Raw genomic sequence first — 17,470 nt, 5'->3', positions numbered from 1 at the left:
GCGTCACACCAGCGCGATCGGGGACCACGGTTGTCAGTGGTCCCCGTTAGCCTCTCTGGGGTGCCCATCCTCACCGACCCCGAAGAGCTCAAGGAGCTCCTCGGCATCCCGTTCACCCCGGAGCAGACGGCGTGCATCACCGCCCCGCCCGCCCCGCAGGTCGTCGTGGCCGGCGCCGGGTCCGGGAAGACCACCGTCATGGCGGCCCGGGTGGTCTGGCTGGTCGGCACCGGGCAGGTCGCCCCCGAGCAGGTCCTCGGCCTGACCTTCACCAACAAGGCCGCGGGCGAGCTCGCCGAGCGGGTCCGGACGGCGCTGGTCCGCGCGGGCGTCACCGACCCGGACGCGATCGATCCCGACAACCCCCCGGGCGAGCCCCGGATCTCGACGTACCACGCGTTCGCCGGACAGCTCCTGACCGATCACGGTCTGCGGATAGGGCTGGAGCCCACCTCCCGGCTGCTCGCGGACGCCACCCGCTACCAGCTTGCGGCCCGTGTGCTGCGCGAGGCGCCCGGCCCCTACCCCGCGCTGACCAAGTCCTTCGCCTCCCTCGTCAGCGACCTGCTGGCGCTGGACGCGGAGCTCGCCGAGCACCTCGTACGACCCGAGGAACTGCGCGCGTACGACCGGGAGCTGCTCCGGGCGCTGGAGGGCGCCGGGCTCAGCAACGCGGATCTGCGCAAGGTGCCCGAAGCGGCCGAGGGGCGGCTGGAACTCCTCGACCTCACCGTCCGTTACCGGGATGCCAAGAAGTCCCGTGACCTGCTCGACTTCGGTGACCAGATCGCGCTCTCCGCCGAGCTCGCCCTCACCCGCCCCGAGGTCGGCCGGATCCTCCGCGACGAGTTCCGCGTCGTGCTGCTCGACGAGTACCAGGACACGTCGGTCGCCCAGCGCCGGCTGCTCGCCGCCCTGTTCGGAGAGGGGACCGGACACGCCGTGACCGCTGTGGGCGACCCCTGCCAGGCCATCTACGGCTGGCGTGGCGCCTCGGTGGCCAACCTTGACGACTTCCCGCGCCACTTCCCGTACGCGGACGGCAGCCCGGCCACCCGCCACTCGCTCAGCGAGAACCGCCGCAGCGGCGGCCGACTGCTCGACCTCGCCAACTCGCTGGCCGCGCCGCTGCGCACGATGCACGCGGGCGTGGAGGCGCTGCGCCCCGCCCCCGGTGCCGAGCGCGACGGCACGGTCCGCATCGCCCTGCTCGACACCCACCAGGAAGAGATCGACTGGCTCGCGGACTCCCTCGCGCACCTCGTCCGCACCGGCAAGGAGCCCGGCGAGATCGCCGTCCTGTGCCGGACCGCAGGGGACTTCCCGCAGATCCAGGGCGCGCTCGTCGCGCGCGACATCCCCGTAGAGGTCGTCGGTCTCTCCGGGCTGCTCCACCTTCCCGAGGTCGCCGACCTCGTGGCGGTCTGCGAAGTCCTCCAGGACCCGGGCGCCAACGCCTCGCTCGTGCGCGTCCTGACCGGCCCGCGCTGGCGCATCGGCCCCCGCGATCTCGCCCTGCTCGGCCGTCGCGCCCGCCATCTCGTACGGCGTGAGAGGGCCGGGTCCGACGACCCGGCCCAGCGGCTCGCGGACGCCGTGGAGGGCGTCGACCCGGCCGAGGTGATCTCCCTCGCGGACGCGCTCGACACCTTCCTGGAGTCGGGCGACGGCCAGGACGACGGGCTGCCGTTCTCGGCCGAGGCACGGGTCCGCTTCGCCCGGCTCGCCGCCGAGCTGCGCGATCTGCGCCGCTCGCTCGCCGACCCGCTCATGGACGTGCTCCACCGCGTGCTCACCACCACCGGCCTGGAGGTCGAGCTCTCGGCCTCGCCGCACGCCCTGGCCGCCCGCCGCCGCGAGACCCTCGCCAACTTCCTGGACACAGCGGCGGGGTTCGCGGCTCTCGACGGCGAGGCCTCGCTCCTGGCCTTCCTCGGCTTCCTGCGCACCGCCGCCCAGTACGAGAAGGGCCTGGACAACGCCCTGCCCGGCGGCGAGAACACGGTGAAGGTGCTCACCGCCCACAAGTCCAAAGGGCTTGAGTGGGACGTGGTCGCCGTCCCCGGCCTGGTCAACGGAACCTTCCCCTCCACCCAGTCGCGGGAGGCCTGGACGGCCCAGGCCAAGGTCCTTCCGCACGCGCTGCGCGGCGACGCCCCGACCCTCCCGGCCACTCCGGAGTGGGACGCCAAGGGCCTCAAGGCCTTCAAGGAGGAGCTGAAGGAGCACCAGCACACCGAGGAACTGCGCCTGGGCTACGTCACGTTCACGCGCCCCCGCTCGTTGCTCCTCGGCTCGGGCCACTGGTGGGGCCCGAGCCAGAAGAAGCCGCGCGGGCCGTCCGAGTTCCTGGAGGCGCTGTACGCCCACTGCGAGGCGGGCCACGGCGAGATCGAGGTCTGGGCCGACGCTCCGGCCGCGGACGCCGAGAACCCGGCCCTGAGCGAGTCGGCCGCCACGCACGCGTGGCCGCTCCCGCTCGACCCCACGTCGCTGGCACGCCGACGGACGGCGGCCGGGACGGTCCTGGCGTACCTGGACGAGGAGGGGGCGGCCGGTGCCGAGCCGCACTACACGCGGCACGACTCGGTCCACGCGCGCGTGGAGGCTGACCTCCCTTCCGGAGACGGGTTCCACGAGGACGGCTTCTACGAAGACGACCCGTTCCCGCCCGACGACTTCGACGCCTTCGGGGACGCGGACGACCTGGGCGCCCTCTCCGCGCTGGAGGACGGCTGGGAGAGCCTGCCGACTCAGCGCCCGGCACCGATTGAGCGCCCAGCACCGGCGGAGCCCCCGGCACCGATTGAGCGCCCAGCACCGGCGGAGCGCCCAGCACCGGCGGAGCCCCCAGCACCGGCGGAGCCCCCGGCACCGGCCGACGGCCACGCGCGCGCCGACGTGCCCGCCCAGGCCTCCCGCCCCCATACCGACTCCGCCCCGCAGCGCGTCCTCACCCCCGAGGAGCGCCGCGCCATCGCCTCCTGGGACCGCGACCTGGAGGCCCTCACCGCCGAGCTCCGCCGCGCCCGCGCCACCAGCCGCGAGGTCCAGGTGCCGCCCTCGCTCACGGCCTCCGACCTGCTGCGGCTCGCCGCGGACCCGGATGGCTTCGCCCAGGATCTGGCCCGCCCGATGCCGAAGCCGCCGCAGCAGGCAGCCCGCCGCGGCACCCGGTTCCACGCCTGGGTGGAGTCCCGCTTCGAGGAGCTGCCGCTGCCCATGCTCGGCCCCGACGAGCTCCCCGGCGGCGACGAGAGCGACGCCGACATCGCGGACGAGCGCGACCTGGCGGCCCTCAAGGAGGCGTTCGAGCGCTCCCCGTACGCCCGGCGCACCCCGCTCCGCATCGAAGCGCCGGTCCAGGTCACGCTGGCGGGCCGGGTGGTCCGCGGCCGTATCGACGCGGTGTACCCGGGCGAGAGGGCGGGCACGTACGAGATCGTCGACTGGAAGACCGGCCGCGGTGCCACCGGTGACCCGCTCCAGCTCGCCGTCTACCGCCTCGCCTGGGCCGAGCAGCACGGCGTCCCGCTGGAATCCGTCACGGCCGCCTTCCTGTACGTACGTACAGGGGACACGGTCCGCCCCGCCCGTCTGCCGGGCCGCGCCGAGCTGGAGCGGATCCTGCTGGGCGGGACGAGCGGCACCGGCGCACGGGGCGGTGAGCACGGCCACGCGCGCGAGGAGGCCGCGCCAGTGCCCCCACCAGGCCCGGCCGGGACACCGGCGGACATGCCACCACCACCGGCCGGATAGGCTCAATGGCATGAGCGAGACCCCGGACAGCGCCGTCCAGACCGCAGTCGACGACACCGTGCGCGCGTACATCGAGCAGCACCGCGCCGCCTTCCTCGACGACCTCGCGCAGTGGCTGCGGATCCCGTCCGTGTCGGCCCAGCCCGAGCATGACGGCGACGTGCAACGCAGCGCCGGCTGGCTGGCCGCCAAGCTCAAGGAGACCGGCTTCCCGGTCACCGAGGTCCTTCAGACCCCGGGCGCCCCGGCTGTCTACGCGGAGTGGCCCTCCGGCGACCCCGAGGCCCCCACCGTGCTCGTCTACGGCCACCACGACGTGCAGCCCGCCGCGCGCGAGGACGGCTGGCACACCGAGCCCTTCGAGCCGGAGCTGCGCGACGGCCGGCTGTACGGGCGGGGCGCGGCCGACGACAAGGGCCAGGTGTTCTTCCACACCCTGGGCGTGCGGGCGCACCTCGCCGCCACCGGCCGCACCGCGCCCGCCGTCAACCTCAAGCTCCTGGTCGAGGGCGAGGAGGAGTCCGGCTCGCCCAACTTCCGCGCTCTCGTCGAGGCGCACGCGGACCGCTTCGCCGCCGACGCCGTGATCGTCTCCGACACCGGCATGTGGTCGGAGAACACACCTACGGTGTGCACGGGCATGCGCGGCCTCGCCGAGTGCGAGATCCGGCTGTACGGACCGGACCAGGACATCCACTCCGGCTCCTTCGGCGGCGCCGTGCCCAACCCGGCCACCGCCGTCGCCCGCCTGGTCGCGGCGCTGCACGACGCCGACGAGCGGGTCGCGGTGCCCGGCTTCTACGACGGCATCGCCGAGCTGACGGACGCCGAGCGCGAGCTCGTCGCCGAGCTGCCCTTCGCCGAGGCCGAGTGGCTGCGTACCGCCAAGTCCCGCGCCCCACACGGCGAAGCCGGGTACTCGACCCTTGAGCGTGTCTGGGCCCGGCCGACCGCCGAGGTCAACGGCATCGGCGGCGGCTATCAGGGCCCCGGCGGCAAGACGATCATCCCCTCGTCGGCGATGGTGAAGCTGTCGTTCCGGCTGGTTGCCGGGCAGGACCCGGAACGGGTCGAGAAGCTGGTCACCGAGTGGGTCGCCACCCAGGTCCCGGCCGGCATCCGGCACGAGATCGCCTTCAGCGCGGGCACCCGCCCCTGTCTGACGCCGCTGGACCACCCGGCCCTGCAGTCCGTCGTACGGGCCATGGGCCGCGCCTTCGGCCAGAAGATCCGCTTCACGCGCGAGGGCGGCTCCGGCCCGGCCGCCGACCTCCAGGACGTGCTCGGCGCGCCAGTGCTCTTCCTGGGGATCTCCGTCCCGTCCGACGGCTGGCACGCGCCCAACGAGAAGGTCGAGGTCGACCTCCTCCTCAAGGGCGTCGAGACCACCGCCCACCTGTGGGGCGACCTCGCCGCCGCACGGCGGTGAAGGGCCGCGGGCCGCGCGCGGCCCTCAAGCACCGCCGCTGAACGAACACCGCTGAACCCATCCACCCGGGGGAGTTGGAAGCACCTGTGAGCACCACCAGCAGTGACGCCGCCGCGGACCGGCCGATCGGCCTCGCCACACCCATCAGCCTCACCGAGGCGAGCGGCCTCGACCGCGCGGCCCACCACCGCCTGGACGAGGCCTGGCTGGCGGCCGCCTGGAGCCACCCGACGACCAGGGTCTTCGTGGTCTCCGGCGGACAGGTCCTGATCGACGACACCGCCGACGGCCGTACGGAACTGGTGATGACCCCGGCCTTCGAGGCCCCCGTCACCGAGACCCACCGCTACTTCCTGGGCACCGACGACGACGGCGTCAGCTACTTCGCGCTCCAGAAGGACTCCCTGCCGGGCCGTATGGACCAGTCCGCGCGCGCGGCGGGCCTGCGTGAGGCAGGGCTGCTCCTGTCGCCCCGGGAAACGGGCCTGATGGTCCACGCGGTCGCCCTGGAGAACTGGCAGCGGCTGCACCGCTTCTGCTCCCGCTGCGGCGAGCGCACGGTCATCGCGGCCGCCGGCCACATCCGTCGCTGCCAGGCGTGTGGCGCCGAGCACTACCCGCGCACCGACCCGGCCGTGATCATGCTGGTCACGGACGAGGAGGACCGCGCGCTGCTGGGCCGCCAGGTGCACTGGCCGGAGGGCCGCTTCTCGACCCTGGCCGGCTTCGTCGAGCCCGGCGAGTCCATCGAGCAGTCGGTGCGCCGCGAGGTCTTCGAGGAGGCGGGCGTCACGGTCGGCGAGGTCGAGTACGTCGCCAGTCAGCCCTGGCCGTTCCCGTCCAGCCTGATGCTCGGCTTCATGGCGCAGGCCACGTCATCCGAGATCAACGTGGACGGCGAGGAGATCCACGAGGCCCGCTGGTTCTCCCGCGAGGACCTGCGCGCCGCCTTCGAGTCGGGCGAGGTCCTGCCGCCGTACGGCATCTCGATCGCGGCCCGCCTCATCGAGCTCTGGTACGGCAAGCCGCTGCCCAGGCCCACGCACTGAGCCCGGCGGCCACGCGCCCGGGCACACGGAGGGCCCCCACCGATGTGGTGGGGGCCCTCTACGCGCGCGTGGAGCGGAGGCTCAGACGCCTATCTTCTGCTTGACCTGCGCGAGCGACGGGTTCGTCAGCGTCGAGCCGTCGGCGAAGAGCACGGTCGGCACCGTCTGGTTGCCCCCGTTGGCCTTCTCGACGAAGGCCGCCGACTCCGGGTCCTGCTCGATGTTGATCTCGTTGTACGTGATGCCCTCGCGGTCCATCTGGCTCTTCAGCCGACGGCAGTAGCCGCACCACGTGGTGCTGTACATCGTCACAGTGCCCGGCATGCTCTCGCACTCCTCATGTTCGGCTCGGTGGGTGGATCTTGGTGATGGAACTCAGCGGGTGAGCGCCAAGGGGAGAACGTACGCGACCGGGCCGCCATTCCCGCATTAGTACGACCAATCCCGCCCCCTGTGGACAACGCGTCCCGTCCGCCTCCGCCGACCTGGCAGCATGGCGGGGTGACATCAGCAACGCACTCCTCGCTCTTCCCACAGGTCCCCGAGTCGGCGGACGCGGTGCTCGACGGCCTCGACCCCGAGCAGCGCGAGGTCGCGACGGCCCTGCACGGACCGGTGTGCGTGCTGGCCGGCGCCGGGACGGGCAAGACCCGCGCGATCACCCACCGGATCGCGTATGGGGTACGGGCCGGGATCCTGCAGCCGAGCAGTGTGCTGGCCGTCACGTTCACCAACCGCGCGGCGGGCGAGATGCGCGGCCGGCTGCGCCAGCTCGGCGCGGGCGGCGTCCAGGCTCGCACCTTCCACTCGGCCGCCCTGCGCCAGCTCCAGTACTTCTGGCCCAAGGCGGTCGGCGGTGAGCTGCCCCGGCTGGTCGAGCGCAAGGTCCAGCTGGTCGCGGAGGCGGGCGCCCGCTGCCGCGTCCGGCTCGACCGGGGCGAGCTGCGGGATGTCACGGGCGAGATCGAGTGGGCGAAGGTCACCCAGACCGTCCCCGCCGACTACCCGGCGGCGGTCGCCAAGTCCCTGCGCGACGCCCCGCGCGACCCCGCCGAGATCTCCCAGATCTACGGGGCGTACGAAGAGCTCAAGCGCGACCGGGGGATGATCGACTTCGAGGACGTGCTGCTGCTCACCGTCGGCGTGCTCCAGGACCGGCACGACATCGCCGAGCAGATCCGCGGCCAGTACCAGCACTTCGTGGTCGACGAGTACCAGGACGTCAGCCCCCTCCAGCAGCGCCTCCTGGAGCTGTGGCTCGGCGAGCGGGACAGCCTCTGCGTCGTCGGCGACGCCAGCCAGACGATCTACTCGTTCACCGGCGCCACCCCCGACCACCTGCTGAACTTCCGCACCCGCCATCCGAACGCGACGGTGGTGAAGCTGGTGCGGGACTACCGCTCGACCCCCCAGGTGGTGCACCTCGCCAACGGCCTGCTCGGCCAGGCGCGCGGCCGCGCCGCCGAGCACCGCCTCGAACTCGTCTCCCAGCGCGAGGCGGGCCCCGAGCCGGTCTATACGGAGTACGGGGACGAGCCCGCCGAGGCCGAGGGCGTCGCCCGGCGCATCCGCGACCTCATCGCCTCCGGGATCTCGGCCGGCGAGATCGCCGTGCTCTACCGGATCAACGCGCAGTCGGAGATCTACGAGCAGGCCCTCGCCGACGCGGGCGTGGCCTACCAGCTGCGCGGCGCCGAGCGGTTCTTCGAGCGGCCCGAGGTCAGGGAGGCGGGCGTCGCCCTGCGCGGCGCGGCCCGGGCGGGGGGCAACGACTCGCTGCTCGACGACGCCGTGGACCTGCCGTCCCAGGTCCGGGCAGTCCTCGGCACCAAGGGCTGGACCTCCGCGCCCCCGGCGGGCTCCGGCGCGGTCCGCGACCGCTGGGAGTCACTGGCGGCGCTGGTCCGGCTGGCGGAGGACTTCGCGCGTGCCAAGGCGGGCGCGACGCTCTCCGATCTGGTGGCCGAGCTCGACGAGCGCGCGGCCGCGCAGCACGCGCCGACGGTCGAGGGCGTCACCCTGGCCTCGCTGCACGCCGCGAAGGGTCTGGAGTGGGACGCGGTCTTCCTGGTCGGTCTCACCGAAGGCATGATGCCGATCACATATGCGAAGACCGACGAGCAGGTCGAGGAGGAGCGCCGGCTGCTGTACGTGGGCGTCACCCGGGCCCGGGTGCACCTCGCCTTGTCCTGGTCGCTCTCGCGGTCTCCCGGCGGACGGCCGTCGCGGCGCCCCAGCCGCTTCCTGAACGGTTTGCGGCCGGGCTCCGCGGCTCTCGGCGCCCGCTCCTCGTCGGCGGGCTCCACGGGCGGGATCGAGCGGGGCGCCGCCCGCAGACGGACCCGGCGCGGCCCGGTGCTGTGCCGGGTGTGCGGCAAGACGCTCACCGAAGCCGGTGAGATGAAGCTGATGCGCTGCGAGGACTGCCCCTCCGACATGGACGAGGGTCTGTACGAGCGGCTGCGCGACTGGCGGGCGGGCCAGGCGAGCCTGCTGGGGCAGCCGCCGTACTGCGTGTTCACCGACAAGACCCTGATGGCGATCGCGGAGGCCGTGCCGTCCAGCGGCGGAGAGCTCGCGGTGATCTCAGGTGTCGGCGCCCGCAAGCTGGACCGCTTCGGCACCGATGTCCTGGCCATCTGCGCAGGTGAGGAGGTTGGCGGAGGCGACGAGGCGACCTCTTGAAAACTCGTCGCAAAAATAGTTTGCGCCCGCCCCAGGAATCCCCATAGGTTCTTAACCACGGAAACAGCGGCTTCTCAAGGCCCTGCGTCCGTGCTCTACTTGCTGTACTTATCCGAATACGCATGGGACAAGGCCCCCGGGCCCCAGCTCCCCGAGACGCCGAGAGGAGGCGAGACCAGTGACCAGCTTCATGAACTTCACCAGCATCCGCACCACCAAAGTGACCGATCGCTCGGTCGTCGCCACCTGCCCGCTCGGCTCCTCTCTCCAGGGCACCGGTCTGTCCACCGGTGTCTCCGGTCTGCTCGGCCTCTCGGTCGTCATTCCGTCCTCCCTGGCGAGCCTCCCCGTGCGGAACGGCAATGAGCGACCGACCCAGGCACCGGAAGCAGCAGTAGTGAAGGGACAGGCCCAGGCCTACGCCTTTGCGGCCGCCGGTGCCGGAGCCGAGAAGCAGACGACGCAGCACCACACGATGTGGGCCTTCCGTGGGCTCGAACCCTGGAGCGATCCAGCCTGATCCAGGATCAGGCAGGCGCCTTCAGGGCCGCGGAACCCCACCAGGGATCCGCGGCCCTTCTGTTTGTCCCCGAACGGGGATGACAGCGCGAAGGGGTCTCGGTACCAGCCGAAACCCGGCCGACCGGCCGGAACGACAACAAAGACGAGGAAGAAAACACCGTGCAACTCGAAGCGCACGCCCCGTCCGTACCGCCCGCCCAGACGATCCCCCCGCCCGGTCTCACGGAGGACCCCGCCTTGACTCCCCTCACCGCGCTCACCGCGCTCGACGACGCCATCGAGAACCTCGGCGTACCCGTCCCCTGCCGTTCGTTCGACCCGGAGGTCTTCTTCGCCGAGTCCCCGGCAGACGTCGAGTACGCCAAGTCGCTCTGCCGCACCTGCCCGCTGGTCGAGGCCTGCCTCGCCGGGGCCAAGGAGCGGCGCGAGCCCTGGGGTGTCTGGGGCGGCGAGCTCTTCGTCCAGGGCGTGGTCGTAGCCCGCAAGCGGCCGCGTGGCCGCCCGCGCAAGAACCCGGTTGCTGCATGAACCGCCCGGGAACCATCGACCGCCCCCTCACGAACGACCCCCAGAAGCAGGCCCCGATGACGACGTCCGCCAGCGAGCTCATGGGCTCCGCGACCCCAGACTTCACCACCACCGGCGCGAACGCCTCGCGTCAGAACAGGACCCTCGAAATGCAACTCATGCCAGAAGCCCTCGCCCGTGCCCATATGCACGAGCGCATGCGGGAAGCCGAGGCCGAGCGGCAGGCCATGCGCCTGATCGCCGCCCGGCGGATGCAGCGCCGCGCCGAGCGCGTGTCGATGCGTGCCCGCCGCGCCCTGGCCATGGCCGTCATGCAGTAACGACGGCACCGCCAAACAGAGCGCGAAGTGACGAATGAGCCCGCGGGGGCCGGTCCGAACGGACCGGCCCCCCCGGTGCGTTGTGCCCGCAACCACCGGCCGCGGCGGTATCGTCACGAAATGGACGACCCGACTCAGCCGGTTGCCGAGACCGTTGTGTGCTCGCGCTGCGGCACCCCCGCCGAGAGCACTCCGCCGACCTGGACCTATTCCGTCGAGAACGGTGAGCGTCTCTACTTCTGCGACGCCTGCGCGCGCGCCAACCTCCGGGCGATCGAGAGCAGACTCGACTCCGTGTGGTGGTGACCCGCGCGCGGCCCCGCCCCGCCGGCCCCGACGGAGCTCATGCCCCGGCGGGCTGCTCGTCCTCCTCGTCGTCCGGCTCCCCGGCCTCCAGGACCATCAGGTTCTCCAGCCCGGCCAGCTCCTCCACATCTGCGGGCAGGAACCCGGGCACCCACTGCTCCAGCTCGTCCCGCAGCCGGACCGTCGCGTCCAGCTGGCACAGCACCCCGATGGTGGAGAGCGTCACCCGGTGTATCAGCAGATACGCGGGCGGCAGATTGAGCTGCTTGCCCAACTGGTGCGCGGGGGAGCGCGGGTCGGCGATCCGGGCCGCCTGCCCGCGCATCCAGGCACGGGTGAAGGTGAACTCGTCCGCCTGCGCGGGCTCGATGATGGGCAGCAGATAGTCCAGGACCGCGTCCGGGTCGAGGTCTATGGACTCCTTCACGAAGCCTCCCTCGCACAGCAGCGCGTAGACGGCCTCGGCGTCGCCTTCGAGCGTCATCCGCAGCGAGTCGCCGATCGTCCGGGGCAGCCCGCCCGGCAGCCGGTCCACCGTCCCGAAGTCCAGCACGCCCAGCCGCCATGCGCCGTCCTCCTTCTCCGGCGGCAGCAGCCGGAAGTTGCCCGGATGCGGGTCCGCGTGCAGCAGCCCGGTCCGCGCCGGACCCGAGAAGAGGAACCTCGCCAGCAGCTGACCCGCCCGGTCGCGCTGCTCCTCCGTACCGCCCGCGATCACTTCGGACAGCGGGGTTCCGTCGATCCACTCGGTCACCAGGACCTGGTCGCGCTGGTGGACCACATCGGGCACCACCACGTCCGGGTCGTCCGCGAACTCCGCCGCGTGCTCCCGCTGGGCCTGTGCCTCCAGCTCGTAGTCCAGCTCCTCCGAGACCCGGTCGCGCAGCTCCGAGATGAGCGGCTTGATGTCCATGCCCGGGATCAGCGGCCCGAGCAGCCGGGCGAACCGGCTCAACTGCGTCAGGTCCGAGAGCAGTGCCTCCCCGGCGCCCGGGTACTGCACCTTGACCGCGACCTCGCGCCCGTCGTGCCAGACCGCCCGGTGCACCTGCCCGATCGAGGCCGCAGCGGCGGGCTTCTCCTCGAACTCCAGGAACAGCTCGCGCCACTCCTCCCCGAGCCGCTCCGCGAGCACCGCGTGCACGGTCCGGGTCGGCATGGGCGGCGCCGCCTCCTGCAACTTGGTCAGCGCGGCCCGGTAGGGACCGGCGATCTCCTCGGGCAGCGCCGACTCGAAGACGGACATGGCCTGCCCGAACTTCATCGCCCCGCCCTTGAGTTCGCCCAGGACCTTGAAGAGCTGCTCGGCGGTGCGCTGCTGGATCTCGCGGCCGACTATCTCCGCGGACTTGCCCCCGATCCGTTTGCCCAGGCCCCAGGTGGCACGCCCGGCGAAACCAAGTGGCAGCGCGGCCAACTTGGCGGTCCGGGTGACCGCCTTCCGGGGAAGATCAGACATGCGCCCCTCCAAATCCCAGCCGGCCGTGCCGCGCGCCTCGCGGCAGTGCGTCGTTGACAGCGGTTACCGGGCCATTGTGTCCTGCGGCCGTGCGCCCCCCGAGGTGTCCTCCCCCTCACTGTTCCCACCAGCGCCGCAGAGACAGTCGAGCCGGGCCGCGAGGCGCCGCGGCCGCCAGCCGAGCATGGGCAGCGACGCCTCCCACCGCGTGCCCGTACTCGCCGGGAGGTCGCCGTCCAGAAAGGCCAGTGCGTGCGCCGCGGCCAGCCCCGCCACGGCGGTCGCGAGCGCCAGGTCGCAGGCCGGTACGGCACCCTGACGGCGGCCGGAGCGCCACTGCGCCAGCATCCGGGGCCAGCCGGGATCGCGCTCGGCCCGCTCCAGCGCCAGACAGCCCGCGCACCCGGTGCCACCGGGCAGGACCAGTGGCCCCACGAGCCCGGTCGTCTCCACAACTCCCGCGTACAGATGGGGGATGCCGGCCGCCACCCACTCCGCGCCGGTCACCGGATCCGGTGCGTACACATCAAGCCCGTCCCTGGGGGCCACCACGATCAGTGACAGCCCGGTCGGCTCGTCGCCCTCGCCGGACCGGGGCGGACGGCCCGGCGCCGCGCCGCGCACGAGCTGCTGGGCCGCCGGGACCCTGCGCTCGCCCACCGCCTGCTCGGGCATGCCGCCGGGCGCCACGTCCCACGGCTGCACCCTCCCGCCGTCGAGCACCTCCACCCGCCCCACCCCCGACGCGGCGAGGACCGAGGCGATCGTCGCCCCCACCCGCCCCGCGCCCCGCACCTGCACCTTCAGGGACCGGCGGGCAGCCAACCGCTGCGCCCCGCCGCCCGGTTCGGGATGGACCAGGCAGAGCGAGGCCAGATCGGATCTGGTCCGGTCGAACGCCTCGGCCCGCCCGCGCAGCGCCTCCGCCGCCGGGCCGCCGGCCGTCGGGTCGTCCACCACCCCGGCCTCGGTCAACCGCTCCACCAGCGCGTCCACTTGGCCGGGCGACAGGTCCAGGGCCCTGGCCTCCTCGTACAGCAGCGGAAGGCCGCGGGTGCCGTCCAGGAGTTCCAGGAAGCTCCCCGTCGCCGTGTCCACGGGCGAGACCACCACCGCCCGCGCGGGTGTCACCCCGAATTGCACGGTCTGCCGGTCGCGCCACGCCCGGCGCAGTGCCGGCTTCAGCATCGGATGCATGTCAACCCCCGTTGTTCCGCGCGTCCGCTTCCGGGCGCGAGCCGCCGTCCGATCACGAGCCGGTCATGAGCCATCCGTCATGAGCCGCCCGTCATGCGTCGTCCGGTCACGATCCGTCCTGCGATCCGTTGCCAGAATGCCGGGTGCGGCGAACTCGTGCGGAAAGTTGTCCACAGGCGGGGGTATTAGTCATTCAAATGGTGCACGCCCGGAATGGATCATGGGTGAACCCTCCCGGAGGCGGGACTTCCCCCACTGACAGCGGGTAACGTCGGGGCGTGCCCGCCGACCCACTGCAGAGTGCCGGAAGCCCGCCCCGCAGTCCGACAAGTCCGCCGCCCCGCGGTCATGCGACGAGCGCGGTCGAGGTGCGCAGGAGCGCCCGGCGCAGCAGGACGGTCTCCGCGTACCGCGAGGGCGACCGCACCATCGTGCTGATTCCGGCCCGGATGTCCGAGGCCGAGGAGCAGCGCTGGGTGAACGTGATGCTCGACAAGCTCGCCGCCCAGGAGAGCAAGCGGATGCTGGGCGACGCGGAACTGACGGAGCGCGCCGAGCGGTTGTCCGACCTGTACTTCGACGGTCGCGCGCGTCCCGCCTCGGTGCGCTGGGTCACCAACCAGAACACCCGCTGGGGCTCGTGCACCCCGGCGGAGGGCAGCATCCGGCTCTCGCACCGGCTCCAGGGTATGCCCGAGTACGTCGTCGACTATGTCCTCGTCCACGAGCTGGCCCACCTCCTGGTGCCGGGCCACGGGCCCCGCTTCTGGCGGCTGCTCGAGGCCTACCCCCGTACGGAACGCGCGCGTGGATACCTCGAAGGGGTGGTGGCGGCCGACCGGCTGCCCCATCTGCCCGCCGCTCGCGGAGAGTGATCTCGCCGATCGTGTACCGAATACGTACCGGCGTGCCACCGGCTTGGCCGATTGTCGTAGGCAGCCGTTAGCCTGGCGCGACCAATCACACTCGGGATGGGGGACGGTCGTTACGCATGGCCAGGGAATTCCAGCGCGGCCACAAGGCCAAGATCAGTGACCTGACAGCGGGAACGGATCTGTATGTAGGCGTGCAGATCGGCGCCCCCGGGCTGTCCTTCGACATCAGCTGCTTCGGCCTCGACGCGAACGAGCAGCTGTCCGACGACCGGTATTTCATCTTCTTCAACCAGCCCAAATCGCCCGAGGAGTCCATTCAGCTCCTGGGCGCCCAGGCCGGTGACACCGAGTCGTTCCGCATCACCCTGGACCGCATCCCGGCCCACGTCCACAAGCTCTCGTTCACCGCGACGCTCGACGGCGCGGGTCAGATGTCGCAGGTCGGCCCCGGGTACATCAGAGTCGTCGCCGGTGGCGAAGAGGTCGTCAGGTACGCGTTCACGGGTGCCGAGTTCAGCACCGAGCGCGCGGTGATGCTGGGCGACTTCTACCTCAAGGACGTCTGGCGCTTCGCGGCCGTCGGCCAGGGCTTCGACGGCGGCCTGGAGGCGCTGCTGAAGAACTTCGGCGGCGAGGTCGCCGAGGAGGAGCCCGCGGCGCCGCAGCAGCCGCAGGGCGCCGCTCCGGGTTTCTCCCCGCCCGCCCGGACCGCACCCGCGCCCCAGTTCGGCGCCCCGGCCGCACCGCAGCAGCCCCAGCCCCCGCAGCCGGCCCCGCAGTTCGGCAGCCCCGCCCCGGCTCCGGCGCAGCACTACGCACCGCCGCCGCCGGGATCCACGCCGCCCCCGGCGCCCGCGCCCAGCCCGCAGATCCACGCGGCGCCGACCATCGCCGCGCCCATGACCCTGCCGCCCGGCACCGTCCCGCCCCCGGCCGCCCCGGCCCCGTACGGACAGCCGCCCCAGCAGCCCCCGTACGGCCAGGTCCCGGGCCAGTACCCCGGCCAGGCCCCGCCGCCCGGCGCACCCGCCCCGTACGGTCGGCCCGCGCCCTACGGTCAGCCGGCCCCTTACGGCCAGCCCGCCCCGTACGGTCAGCAGCCCGGTCGCCCGCAAGGGATGCCGCAGCCCGGCGGCGGCCTCGCGGGCGCCATCCAGCAGTACAAGGAGCTGCCCACCGGACAGCGCTGGACCCCGCAGAACAAGCAGCTCGTCCGGGTCGACCTCGGCGCCGGCGGCTCCCCGGTGCTGGCCCGCCAGGGCAGCATGGTGATGTACCAGGGCAAGGTCGACTTCGGCTACAAGGGCGCCGGGTTCGCCGGCCGGATCGTCGGCAACGCGACCGGCCAGGAGATGCAGCTGATGCGCTGCAGCGGCCGAGGCCAGGTCTTCCTCGCCGAGAACAGCGCCCATCTGCACCCCATCGAGCTCCAGGGCGACGGCATCTGTGTCTCCGCCGAGCACGTCCTGGCCTTCGACGAGTCGCTCCAGTACGAGGTCCGCCGCATCGAGGGCCACGGCATCCCCGGCGGCGCGCTGTTCACCATGCAGTTCCAGGGCGCCGGCACGCTCGTGGTGATGACCCACGGCACCCCGGTGGTGCTCCCGGTCACCCCGACCACGTTCGCGGACAGCGACGCGATCGTGGCCTGGTCGTCCGCCTCGCAGGTGATCGTCTCCAGCCAGGTGCGGCTGCGCCGCAACGCCTACCCCGGCCACAGCGGCGAGTCCGTCAACCTGCAGTTCCGCGGCGCGCCCGGGAACTTCATCGTCGTCCAGCCGTACGAGGTCTGAGGGAGCCCGGACAATGAACCAGCAGCTCGCGGGCTATGCCCCCACCCCCGTCGCCGCCCGGATGGAGAACCACGGCAGCGCCATGGTCAAGGTGGCCATGGCCACCGGACAGGACCTCTTCGCGCGCGTGGGCTCGATGGTCGCCTACGAAGGCTTCATCCAGTACGAGCCGAACCCGCCGGCCGTGCGCCAGATCGCCCGTGACTGGATCACCGGTGAGGGCGCGCCGCTGATGAAGTGCACCGGCGACGGACTGCTCTACCTCGCCGACTATGGCGCCAATGTGGTCGTCGTCCAGCTCAACAACGACGCGCTGTCCGTCAACGGCACCAATGTGCTGGCCTTCGACGCGAGCCTCCAGTGGGGCGTCGAGCGGGTCAAGGGCCTCGCCAAGTTCGCGGGTCAGGGCCTGTTCAACGTGAAGATCTCCGGCACCGGCTGGGTCGCCCTGACCTCACGCGGCACGCCGGTCGTCGTCGACTGCGGAAGCGGTGAGGACGAGACGTACGTCGACCCGGACGCCCTCGTGGCCTGGTCCCCGAACCTCAAGGTGAAGGGCAAGCGCAGCTTCAAGGCGTCCTCGCTGATCGGCCGGGGCAGCGGAGAGGCGTACCAGATGGCCTTCTCGGGCCAGGGGATCGTCGTCGTACAGCCGAGTGAGGACAGCACCGACCGCCTGCGGGCCCGGGGCTGAGGGGGAGCGAGAACACCATGCAGAGCCCGCTTTTCAGCTACACCGAGCAGCAGTCCCAGGAGCGCTACAGCGCGCACCACTCGCAGATGCTGCGGGTGGTGCTCACCGGCCACGACGACATCCTCGCCCGCAAGGGCTCGATGGTCGCCTACCAGGGGCTGATGGAGTTCGACGGCGAGTACCAGTCGAACGGTCACCAGCGCGCCCGCGCCCACACCGGCGAGGGCCTGGACCTGATGCGCGTCTCCGGTCAGGGCACCGTCTACCTCGCCAACCTCGCGCAGTACGTCCACGTAGTGGACGTGGACCGGGACGGGCTGACCGTGGACAGCGGCTACGTCCTGGCCATGGACTCCTCGCTGCACTACGACGTCATCGCTGTGGACAGCCAGTACGGAATCTCCGGCACCGGCAAGTTCCAGCTCAACATCACCGGCACCGGCAAGGTCGTCCTGATGACCTCGGGCCAGCCGCTGATGCTCCAGGTCACCCCGGACAAGTACGTCAACGCCGACGCCGACGCGATCGTGGCCTGGTCCACCTCGCTGCGGGTGCAGATGCAGGCGCAGACGCACTCCACGGGCGTGTGGCGGCGCCGCGGCAACACGGGCGAGGGCTGGGAGCTCAGCTTCCTCGGACAGGGCTTCGCGCTCGTCCAGCCCAGCGAGGTGCTGCCGCCGCAGAACGCGGTGATCGGCCAGGGCATGCGGGCCCAGTACGGCATGGGCCAGCAGGGCGCCCACGCCCAGAACCAGGGCAACGCCTGGAGCTGACCGGGCATCGGCAGTCGGTAAGGGGCGGTCGCCATTGGCGACCGCCCCTTACCCGTTCACCCGCTACTGCCGGTCGATCCG

General features: G+C 72.2%; 15 protein-coding genes. 12 read left to right on the top strand and 3 right to left on the bottom strand.

What is annotated here, in order from left to right:
• Positions 1–30 precede the first annotated feature (30 nt).
• The 3 genes from ACZ499_RS29345 to nudC all read left to right on the top strand — a co-directional run bounded on the left by ACZ499_RS29345 (position 31) and on the right by nudC (position 6,237).
• Positions 31–3,759 (top strand): UvrD-helicase domain-containing protein, encoded by a 3,729-nt coding sequence (locus tag ACZ499_RS29345; protein WP_468679278.1) that lies wholly within the window; start codon positions 31–33, stop codon positions 3,757–3,759.
• 10 nt (positions 3,760–3,769) lie between these two features.
• Positions 3,770–5,188 carry a dipeptidase gene (locus ACZ499_RS29340; protein ID WP_468679277.1) on the top strand — a complete coding sequence of 473 codons (1,419 nt, stop codon included), beginning with the start codon at positions 3,770–3,772 and terminating at the stop codon, positions 5,186–5,188.
• An 86-nt stretch (positions 5,189–5,274) separates the two neighbouring features.
• A complete protein-coding gene (gene nudC, locus ACZ499_RS29335) occupies positions 5,275–6,237 on the top strand; it encodes an NAD(+) diphosphatase (protein WP_468679276.1) in 963 nt (320 codons plus the stop codon).
• An 81-nt stretch (positions 6,238–6,318) separates the two neighbouring features.
• Here the strand turns inward: nudC and ACZ499_RS29330 are convergent, their stop codons facing one another.
• Positions 6,319–6,561, bottom strand: coding sequence for a mycoredoxin (locus ACZ499_RS29330; protein ID WP_360839817.1), 243 nt, complete (start codon positions 6,559–6,561; stop codon positions 6,319–6,321).
• Positions 6,562–6,738: 177 nt separating this feature from the next.
• On the opposite strand from ACZ499_RS29330, the gene ACZ499_RS29325 reads away from it, so the two are divergent.
• From ACZ499_RS29325 to ACZ499_RS29305, 5 genes are all read left to right on the top strand, one after another.
• Positions 6,739–8,922 carry an ATP-dependent DNA helicase UvrD2 gene (locus tag ACZ499_RS29325; protein WP_468679275.1) on the top strand — a complete coding sequence of 728 codons (2,184 nt, stop codon included), beginning with the start codon at positions 6,739–6,741 and terminating at the stop codon, positions 8,920–8,922.
• Positions 8,923–9,112: 190 nt separating this feature from the next.
• Positions 9,113–9,442 (top strand): hypothetical protein, encoded by a 330-nt coding sequence (locus tag ACZ499_RS29320; protein WP_468679296.1) that lies wholly within the window; start codon positions 9,113–9,115, stop codon positions 9,440–9,442.
• 161 nt (positions 9,443–9,603) lie between these two features.
• Positions 9,604–9,972, top strand: a complete 369-nt coding sequence (locus ACZ499_RS29315; RefSeq protein ID WP_468406475.1) for a WhiB family transcriptional regulator — start codon at positions 9,604–9,606, stop codon at positions 9,970–9,972.
• Positions 9,969–10,292 carry a hypothetical protein gene (locus ACZ499_RS29310; RefSeq protein ID WP_067163770.1) on the top strand — a complete coding sequence of 108 codons (324 nt, stop codon included), beginning with the start codon at positions 9,969–9,971 and terminating at the stop codon, positions 10,290–10,292. The genes ACZ499_RS29315 and ACZ499_RS29310 overlap by 4 nt, the downstream gene beginning before the upstream one ends.
• A gap of 120 nt (positions 10,293–10,412) precedes the next feature.
• Complete coding sequence (locus tag ACZ499_RS29305; RefSeq protein WP_468406473.1) at positions 10,413–10,598, top strand: hypothetical protein; 186 nt, start codon at positions 10,413–10,415, stop codon at positions 10,596–10,598.
• A gap of 37 nt (positions 10,599–10,635) precedes the next feature.
• Here ACZ499_RS29305 and ACZ499_RS29300 read toward each other — a convergent pair whose 3' ends face one another.
• Both ACZ499_RS29300 and ACZ499_RS29295 read right to left on the bottom strand, forming a co-directional pair.
• Positions 10,636–12,057, bottom strand: a complete 1,422-nt coding sequence (locus ACZ499_RS29300) for an ABC1 kinase family protein (RefSeq protein WP_468679274.1) — start codon at positions 12,055–12,057, stop codon at positions 10,636–10,638.
• Positions 12,058–12,120: 63 nt separating this feature from the next.
• A complete protein-coding gene (locus ACZ499_RS29295) occupies positions 12,121–13,254 on the bottom strand; it encodes a ThiF family adenylyltransferase (protein ID WP_468679273.1) in 1,134 nt (377 codons plus the stop codon).
• 278 nt (positions 13,255–13,532) lie between these two features.
• Between ACZ499_RS29295 and ACZ499_RS29290 the strand changes: the two genes are divergently transcribed.
• The 4 genes from ACZ499_RS29290 (at position 13,533) to ACZ499_RS29275 (ending at position 17,389) form a co-directional block, all read left to right on the top strand.
• Positions 13,533–14,129, top strand: coding sequence for a M48 metallopeptidase family protein (locus ACZ499_RS29290; protein WP_329401608.1), 597 nt, complete (start codon positions 13,533–13,535; stop codon positions 14,127–14,129).
• 116 nt (positions 14,130–14,245) lie between these two features.
• Positions 14,246–15,922: a TerD family protein gene (locus ACZ499_RS29285; RefSeq protein ID WP_468679272.1), complete on the top strand. Its 1,677-nt coding sequence runs from the start codon at positions 14,246–14,248 to the stop codon at positions 15,920–15,922.
• 13 nt (positions 15,923–15,935) lie between these two features.
• Positions 15,936–16,616 carry an AIM24 family protein gene (locus ACZ499_RS29280; RefSeq protein WP_385534025.1) on the top strand — a complete coding sequence of 227 codons (681 nt, stop codon included), beginning with the start codon at positions 15,936–15,938 and terminating at the stop codon, positions 16,614–16,616.
• 17 nt (positions 16,617–16,633) lie between these two features.
• Positions 16,634–17,389 carry an AIM24 family protein gene (locus ACZ499_RS29275; RefSeq protein ID WP_385534028.1) on the top strand — a complete coding sequence of 252 codons (756 nt, stop codon included), beginning with the start codon at positions 16,634–16,636 and terminating at the stop codon, positions 17,387–17,389.
• The last annotated feature ends 81 nt before the right edge of the window (positions 17,390–17,470 follow it).

The organism is Streptomyces sp. NPDC031265 (assembly GCF_055570295.1).
Note: the sequence above shows the minus strand (reverse complement) of the source record. Positions and strands in the feature narration are given on the sequence as shown.